This window comes from Oscillospiraceae bacterium (assembly GCA_035353335.1).
Taxonomy (GTDB): domain Bacteria; phylum Bacillota; class Clostridia; order Oscillospirales; family JAKOTC01; genus DAOPZJ01.
Genome location: DAOPZJ010000079.1, coordinates 1 through 8290, shown reverse-complemented (window position 1 = coordinate 8290; position 8290 = coordinate 1). Strand labels below are relative to the sequence as shown.

Genomic DNA, 8290 nt, shown 5'->3' with positions numbered 1-8290 from the left:
TTTTTTCAGCTGCGCGCAGGTCACTTTGATTTTGTCCCTGATAAAATCCATGATTCCACCTCAAAAATATTTTTTTCTTAATTATTTAATGTAAGCAATTTGCGGCCGAAGGGAGAAACGCCGGTCCCGCTCATCAAAGGGCGCGGCCATTCCTCCGGAGAGCCGTTTACGAAACCCGAATAAACGGAATAACATCGCTTTCAATCTGTTTTTTTCCGAATTCTGTGTCCCTTCGAAACCCATTATATCATGACCGGAAAAAATGGCAATATCATTCCATAAAAAAGTTTGCCGGATACGCGATTTTTGCGCTGCGCGGCATGATGCCGGCGTTATATTGTTGCATGCCGGGGAATGTTATGTTATAATGACGTTTGCGTCTGCCCGTAGCTCAGCTGGATAGAGTGTTGGACTCCGACTCCAAAGGCCATGGGTTCGAATCCCATCGGGCAGGCCAGAACGAAAAGGCGTTTCGCGCATGCGGAGCGCCTTTTCGTTCTGTATTTTTCTCTTTTCATTTTTCGTTCTTCTTTTTTCTCTAAACCAACGCCTTTTCGAAGTGAAAAGAGAAAAGAGAAGAGTAAAAAATTTCGGTGTTTGCTTCGCAAACTTATTTATCAATCGTTCAACGGAGATGTAAAAAAGTATGCATGTTGATATGATTTCGTAAATATGTTATAATTTTCCTTGGAGGTGGCCATGTTGAACAACCCTTTATTAGATAAATCTCTTGATTTTTCTGTCCTAATCGTATTGTTTTACGAAGCATTTTCAAAGACACGCCGAGACACCACGATAGCCAAACAGCTATTACGCAGCGCGACCAGCGTCGGTGCAAACATCAATGAAGCAGTCTACGGCAACAGCAAAGCAGATTTTATTTCCAAACTTCACATTGCTTTAAAAGAAACCGGCGAGAGCATTTATTGGCTCACCTTGTTGGAACGAACAAACTTGCTTGAGTATGATTATCAAAAACCCCTCTCTTTGGCGAATGAAATAAAATATATGTTAATCGCTTCAATAAATACAGCAAAAGAAAATAAGTGATTTCTGCAGCTCACTACTCCTCCTTCACCTCAACCTCTACGCCTTTTTCTCGTTCTCCCAAAGAATGCCCCATTTATCAACTGCCTTAACCGGTTCCTCAAATTCGAATTTCACCACGACCGGCATTTCGGGGTCGACCATATGCGGCTTCAGATGCAGCCAGTAACAGCCGTAATTGCCGTTGAAGAACCGTTGGATCTCGAGCTTCTGCCCGGTCGAAAGGACCGTCGCTTGTTTATAAGGTGTATCAACGCCTTTGAGCATGATCCCGTCACGCGGGATGTCGTGGACGAACAGATACAGGGTCTTCCCGTCTTGGCTCAGGACGCTACCCTGATTGTAAAACCGCCAGTCGAGCCCCTGACGGGTCTCATAGATGGCTTCCTCGTTGGTCTTGATAAACTTTCCGAGTTTCAGCAGAACCTCTTCCTGCCGTTTGTCGATGGTGCCGTCCTCAAGCGGGCCGACGTCGAGCAGCAGATTGCCGCCCATCGAAATTACGTCGCAGAAGATCCGGATCACTTGTATGTACGATTTGTAATTCGTATTGTCCGGCCGGTACCCCCAGCAGCTGTTGATCGGGGTGCAATATTCCCACGGCCCTTTGCTCGGGCGGCTGCACACGGCACGGACCTCCGGCGTGGCGATATCGTCAAAGCTCGGAAGGCGCGAGATGATGGTGTCGGGGTTTGCCTTCTTGATGACTTCCCTGATCTTGTCCTTGTGCCAGTCGTACCCTTTTACTTCGTACATCGCGTCGCCCCAGAACACGTCAAGGGGCGCGAACCGATTGACCACTTCGTTCAGTTGGTTCATATAGAAGGTTAAGAACTTCTCCCAATACCGTTTGCGCTCCGGTGATTGGTCGATCTCCCCGATGGGGCGCGCCATCACTTCATTCCATCGCTTTGAAAAAACAAACTTTTGCGTTCTCGCGGCTTTGACTTCATCGAGCGTCATGTCGCAAATCACGGACATCATGTCGTCGTCCGACCAGTCGGTATGCGTGAAATATAAACCGGTCTTCAGTCCGGCCTCGCGCATGGCCTCGCAGTAAGGCCCGATCAGATCCCTTTTCGCGGGCGTGCTTTTCACGACGTTCAGATCGCTGTATTTCGTATCAAACAAGGCGACGCCGTCGCAGTGTTTGGAGGTCAGAACCGCGTATTTCGCGCCCGCTTTACGAAACAGCTCCGCCCATGCCTTCGGATCATAGTTTTTCGCGGTAAACCCGTTCAGCTGTTTCATGTAGTCCGTATGGCTCATGCCGCCGGCCGCGAACTCCCAGGACTCGGAAGTGCCTTGCACCGCGTAGATCCCCCAGTGGATGAAGATGCCGAGCTTCGCGCTTTCAAACCATTCTATGCCCATCAAAAACCCTCCCTAAACGGTGTCGTTATCACTCCTCGCCAACGGCGAGAACCTTCATTTCGGCGCAGCCGGTACTTGATTTTCCCATAAAATGCCCCATTTGTCGACCGCCTTCACCGGTTCCTCAAATTCAAATTTCACGACGACCGGCATCTCGGGATCGACCATATGCGGCTTTAGATGCAGCCAGTAACAGCCGTAATTGCCGTTGAAAAACTTCTGGATTTCGAGCTTCTGCCCGGTCGAAAGGACCGTCGCCTGTCGATAGGGCGTGTCGACGCCTTTGAGCATGATGCCGTCGCGCGGGATATCGTGGACGAATAAGTACAGGGTCTTCCCGTCCCGGCTCAAAACGCTTCCCTGATTATAAAAACGCCAGTCCAGCCCCTGCCGGGTCTCATAGACGGCTTCCTCATTGGTCTTGATAAACTTCCCGAGTTTGAGAAGCACATCTTCCTGCCGCTTGTCGATGGAGCCGTCCTCGAGCGGGCCGACGTCGAGCAGCAGATTGCCCCCGAGCGCGATCACGTCGCAGAAGAGCCGGATGACCTGAATATAAGATTTGTAATTGGTGTCGCTTGGGCGGTTGCCCCAGCTTCCGTTGATCGGCGTGCAGTATTCCCACGGGCCTTTGCCCGGGCGGCTGCACACGGCGCGCACTTCGGGCGTTGCGATATCGTCGAATCCCGGCAGGCGGGAGATGATGGTGTCCGGGTTTGCCTTCTTGATCAGCTCTCTGATTTTATCTTTGTTCCAGTCATACCCCTTGACTTCGAACATGCCGTCGCCCCAGAACACATCGAGCGGCCCGTAATTATTGACCACTTCGTTCAGCTGGCTGAAGTAAAATTTCATGAATTTGTCCCAGGATTGCCTGCGCTCCGGCGATTGGTCAATCTCCTCAGCGGGACGGGCCAGCACGTTTCTCCACCGTTCCGTAAAGCAAAACTCTTTTGCTCTCGCGGCCCGGACCTCGTCAGGCGTCATATCGCAGATGACCGAGAGATGCTCGTCCGACGACCAGTCGGTATGTGTGAAATAAAGACCGACTTTCAGTCCGGCCTCGCGCATGGCATCGCAGTAAGGCCCGATCAGATCTCTTTTCGCGGGCGTGCTTTTCACGACGTTCAGTTCGCTGTATTTCGTGTCGAACAGCGCGACGCCGTCATGGTGTTTGGAGGTCAGAACGGCATATTTCGCGCCCGCCTTTCGAAACAGTTCCGCCCATGCCTTCGGGTCATAGTTTTTCGCGGTGAACCCGTTTTTTTGCTTCATATAATCGTTGTAACTCATCCCGCCGGAGGCGAATGCCCAGGACTCCGACGTCCCTTCGACCGCATAGATCCCCCAGTGGATGAAAATTCCGAGTTTCGCGCTCTCAAACCATTCCGTGCCCATAAGACCCTCCGAATCATGTTTTCCGGTTCATCCCAAAAATCTTTTTCGATTATACGCCGCGCCGGTTCGGAAGTCAATCGAACGGCTTGTGAAAGCTGAAAAAAGCGATGAATAAAAAGCCGACAGCGCCGCTGTTTTTCGCAGCGGCGCCGTTATGCTTTATCCGGATGGGTTATCGATTCTTGTTTTTTCTGCGCGTTCCCGCCGTGATCGCGATCAGGGCGGTCATCAGCAGCGCCACTGCCGCGGCCGGCCCCGCGTACCGGACGGCGGCTCCCATATAGGGCGGCTTTCCGGGCTCACCCTGAGAAGACGTCGGCGGCGGGGTTGTTTTGGAAGACGTCTTCGGTTTTGACGGGGTCGAGGGCACCGGCGGGACAGAAGGTCCCGGCGAGACCGGCTGCGGCGCGGACGAGGCCTCTGCCGCGGTCGATTCGGGTTCGTCCCATTCGGCCCCGTAAGGGACCTCGAGCGTCAGAACCGAGGTGCCCTGCCAGACGATTTTACCGTCCGGATGGGAGACGACGCGGAACGTCAAAACCGCCCGGTAGGTTCCGCGATAAGCGTCGGCAAGCGCGTTTGCGTCGACGATTGCGGTTGCCTGACAGGCCTCTCCGATATTGCTCATGCCGATGACCGGCGGGAGGCTGCACTGCACCTGATAGGGCATCGTATGTCCGCTCGGGTCATGGGTCAGCGGGCCCGGGATCAGAGCCGCCGAGAGCCACTCGCCTTCCTCCAGAAAAAGGTCGCAGATCTGAAAGCAGCCCAGCCCGCATTGGTTCTGCGGCGCGGTGACCGTCGCTCCCACGGGAGCCGAGATCACATAGACAGACGGCGCCTTTGCCTGAATCACTGTGCCGGGCGCGGCATTTTCCGCCGCGAAGGCGGGAATCGCAAGGGATGAGAGCAAAACAAGTGAAAAGAGCAGGACCGACAAACGCTTTTTCACCCGATTCCCCCTTTCAGCCGAAAAACCGTCAATTCACCGGTTTTCCGGGTTTTTTTGTATTCTTTCGGTTCGCCGAGAGCCGGCGTAAAGCCGCGGCTGCCGCAGACGGCCCTCACGGGGCTTAAGCCGGCTTTCGGCAAACGCGATCCGATCTCCCGGTGAGGCGGAAGATCGATCAGGCAGCGGGCAGGTAAGAGACCGAGAAGGTCATTGTGCCCTTATAGGAACCTGCTTTTTGCAGATCGGCGGGCGTGCAGCTCACAGTTGCGTTCGCAGTGCCGTCAGCCGTAAAATCGAATGTGTTTTGGCTCAGCGCAAACGCCAGGGAGTTGCTGCCCGCGCCGTTGTTGTCCTTCATTGCCATAGTGGCGGTGGCATTGACAACCGTGATTTTTTTACCTTCTTCAAGCAGCGCGTCCTGAACAGTGATCGGGAACGCTTTGCTCTGTTCGGGCATGGATTTATAAATGGTTCCGAAATCGACGCTCGCCGGGATGATGACCGTATAGGTGATGCCGGCGTTGGCGGTGACTTCGGTGTCCGCGCTTCCCAAAGTTGCAATCGTATTGATATTTGCAACGATAGCCCCAAGCTCGTCTCTGTGGGTATCGGGCTCAGTCGGAGAACCATCTCCAATATCATAACCGACAAAGCTGGCGCACTCGTTCACTGTATTTTTTCCGAGAACGATAACGTCATTTGCATGGCCTGACGCAAAAGCAAAACCATAATGCAGACGGATCGCCATGTTCGCTTTCGCAAAAGTATTGCCGCTGATGGTAATGCCTGCGGCTGTCCAGCCGGGGCCGCCGAGCTGAATGCCCACGTTCTTCTCAATAAGGGTTCCGGTAAGCGGTGTGAGCGTGATGTTATTACCGATGGCGTTCAAAGTGGTGGGTACGGTTTGGGCAACCACGTTGAACCCGCGCCAGCTTCCGTTGACGGTGTTGTTTTCAAGGACGACGGCAGCGGCGTTATAGATGCTGCAGGCATATTCGTATGTTCCCGAGGTGTCCGTGAAAGTGCAGTTTTTTATGGTAACGTTATGCCCTGCCGCATTGACGTAAAGTTCGGCGCCGTTTTCGAAGGTCGAGCCATCGAGCACCAAATCTCCTGTTAGTGAGACGGTTACTTGATCTTTTAAAGTATCCGTACCGTTGTTGCCTCGATAAATTGTGTTGGAAGCAACTGAGGTGTAAGAGCCATTCACATTGACAACCGTCGCCGCGAAGACGGACGCCGGAAGCAGGACGAGCACCATCAGTGCTGCCGTCATAATCGCGAGAAACTTTTTCATTACATTTTCCTCTTTCCTTTTAATATTCAAGATCTTTAACCCAGTGTGATCGCGAACGTCATGATGCCGCTGTAATCGCCCGAATAAAGGATATTCGCGGTATCGACGGTCACCTTGCCCGCCTCGCTTTGGGCGAGCGTGCCCGCGGCGAAGGAGGCAAAAGTTTCTGTGGATGCCACTTGAACCGAACCTGATTTATAAAGCTTATAAGCCAGCGGAGTTGTTCCGTTTAACATCGTGAAAGAACTGGTAACTTTGACGTCGATTTTGGCGGTTGGGCCGATGACAACGTTTTCAGCGCTGACGGTGAAGGACTCTTCTTTCAGTCCCGTGCCTCTGGCGAGCGTGCCGAAGTCGACTTTCGCCGGAATGATGATGGTGTAGGTGTCATCGACGCCCGAGGTCACTTCTGTACCTCCACCGATAACAATGTCACCCGCATTTGCACCCGCGGCGATAAATTCTTCGGGAATAGTAGTGTTAAATTGTCCTTTCGAGACCTGAATCACTGTACCCGTCGTCGTATCATCTTCAAGATTTCCGCCCAAACCTGAATTTATGAATTGTCCGCCGCTGATTTGGACATTTCCGCCACCAGCAGGCCTATCCCAAGCCAGTGATAACAAAATGGTCGCATAGTTGTCGGAATGGTTCTTCAGGGTTCCTCCGGAGATAATGATATCAACTCCGTCGGTACCGTCTAAATCCGCCATGATAGCAGATTGTGTTGTCGCTTCGATTGTTCCGCCGGTAATCGTCAGCACCGCTTCGCCGTTGCCTTGAAAAGGCTGCTGGATCCAGATGCCGCGCTTATATCCGTATATTGTACCGCCGCTGATGGTTGCCGTGCAGACATCGGACCCTGTCGAATTGGCAAACAAGCGAAGCCCGATATAGTTTTCACTGCGCAGCGTTCCTCCGGTCATAGCAAAATGGGTTACTACGGTGGTAGAAGTATTGCTGAGGTTGTCTACCGCATAAGCCATATCTGTTCCGCCGAGGTTTTGCAAGGTTCCGGATTCGAGGGTAAACGTACCCCACATATTGCTGACACAGGCAGTATAGGAATTCCAACTGTCGTTTTGCGTCGCGGTGATGGTAATTTTTCCGGTGCCTGCAGGACTGCTGTCCTTGATTGTTAAGGTTCCGGTATTCTCAATGATTGCCGTGTTGCCGAGACCCGTGCGCGTTCCGCTGATTGTAAACCCATTCAAGTCCAACGTAACGGTTTTACCGGACGCAACTGTAAAAAAGTTGCCGTTCGCTTTTTCACCGGCGGAAATATTAGCGCCAAGTATAATTTCACCGCCCGTTGTAAGCGCACTCGTCAGTTCCGCTGCGCTGCTCACCGTGGTCGCCGCGAAGACGGACGCCGGAAGCAGGACGAGCACCATCAGGGCTGCCGTCAGGATTGCGAGAAACTTTTTCATTACATTTTCCTCTTTTCTGATTGTTTTTCCGGCTGCGGATCCCGCTGCCGGCGGTGCCGGATTCCTTTCCGGCGCGGTGGATGATATGTTTCGGAGAAACGCCGCCCGAAGCGGAGGGGGCGGCGCCGCCGCGTGTTTCCTTTCAATCACCTCTTTTTTTGCGGATGACGGGTTTTTATTCGGCGATGAGCTCCAGATTGATGTCCGCGCCGTTCAGCCGGGTCAGGGTCGTTTTGTCATAGGGCTCATACTGCAGCTTCGCCGGATAGGTTCCGGCTTTGAGCGCCCGTGTGAGCGTGATGGTGTAAAGGCCCTTGCCCGGCTCGATCATCTTGGACTCATAGAGCGTCTCCCCCGTGTCGAGCAACACCAGCCGGATCACAAAATAACAGTTGTTTTGCTCGGGGTTTTGCAAGTTCACCGAAACCTCGGTCTTGTCCGCCTCAATGGTAATACTCTTGTATCCCGGAATGCGAATGCCGTCGGCGGGCGCATTGTCGGGTTCGGAAACTTTAATGCCCTGCCAATCCACGGCGCCCGACTCCAACTCCGGTGTGACAGCCGATGCGGCTGAAGTATTCGCCGGAGCGTTCGGATTGCGTAAACCGCCTGCCAGCAGTGCGACTCCGACGACCAAAACGGCCAAGATCAGCACCGAAACCGCCGCGCGCAATGCGATCACTTTTTCCAAAAGCACTACATAGCGGTCTTCGCCCGGTTCAACCGCCACATATCCCTTAACCTGATAAAACGTGCGGTTGTTGGCACCGTATTTCGAAAGCGGCAGTTCGT

General features: G+C 53.1%; 7 protein-coding genes and 1 tRNA gene. 2 read left to right on the top strand and 6 right to left on the bottom strand.

Annotation, left to right across the window (positions count from 1 at the left end):
- Positions 1 to 380: 380 nt before the first annotated feature.
- Positions 381 to 457: transfer RNA gene (locus PKH29_11920), tRNA-Arg, on the top strand.
- A 242-nt stretch (positions 458 to 699) separates the two neighbouring features.
- Complete coding sequence (locus PKH29_11915) at positions 700 to 1050, top strand: four helix bundle protein (GenBank protein HNX15544.1); 351 nt, start codon at positions 700 to 702, stop codon at positions 1048 to 1050.
- 36 nt (positions 1051 to 1086) lie between these two features.
- On the opposite strand, the gene PKH29_11910 is transcribed toward PKH29_11915, so the two are convergent.
- From PKH29_11910 to PKH29_11885, 6 genes are all read right to left on the bottom strand, one after another.
- Entirely contained in the window at positions 1087 to 2421 is a 1335-nt protein-coding gene (locus PKH29_11910; GenBank protein ID HNX15543.1) for an alpha-L-fucosidase, read from the bottom strand.
- Positions 2422 to 2475: 54 nt separating this feature from the next.
- A complete protein-coding gene (locus tag PKH29_11905; GenBank protein HNX15542.1) occupies positions 2476 to 3819 on the bottom strand; it encodes an alpha-L-fucosidase in 1344 nt (447 codons plus the stop codon).
- A gap of 172 nt (positions 3820 to 3991) precedes the next feature.
- Positions 3992 to 4771 (bottom strand): hypothetical protein, encoded by a 780-nt coding sequence (locus PKH29_11900; GenBank protein HNX15541.1) that lies wholly within the window; start codon positions 4769 to 4771, stop codon positions 3992 to 3994.
- 175 nt (positions 4772 to 4946) lie between these two features.
- A complete protein-coding gene (locus PKH29_11895; GenBank protein ID HNX15540.1) occupies positions 4947 to 6068 on the bottom strand; it encodes a hypothetical protein in 1122 nt (373 codons plus the stop codon).
- A gap of 35 nt (positions 6069 to 6103) precedes the next feature.
- Positions 6104 to 7498 (bottom strand): hypothetical protein, encoded by a 1395-nt coding sequence (locus tag PKH29_11890; protein HNX15539.1) that lies wholly within the window; start codon positions 7496 to 7498, stop codon positions 6104 to 6106.
- Positions 7499 to 7673: 175 nt separating this feature from the next.
- Positions 7674 to 8290: hypothetical protein (locus tag PKH29_11885; GenBank protein HNX15538.1), on the bottom strand; the 617-nt coding region annotated here is incomplete at its 5' end.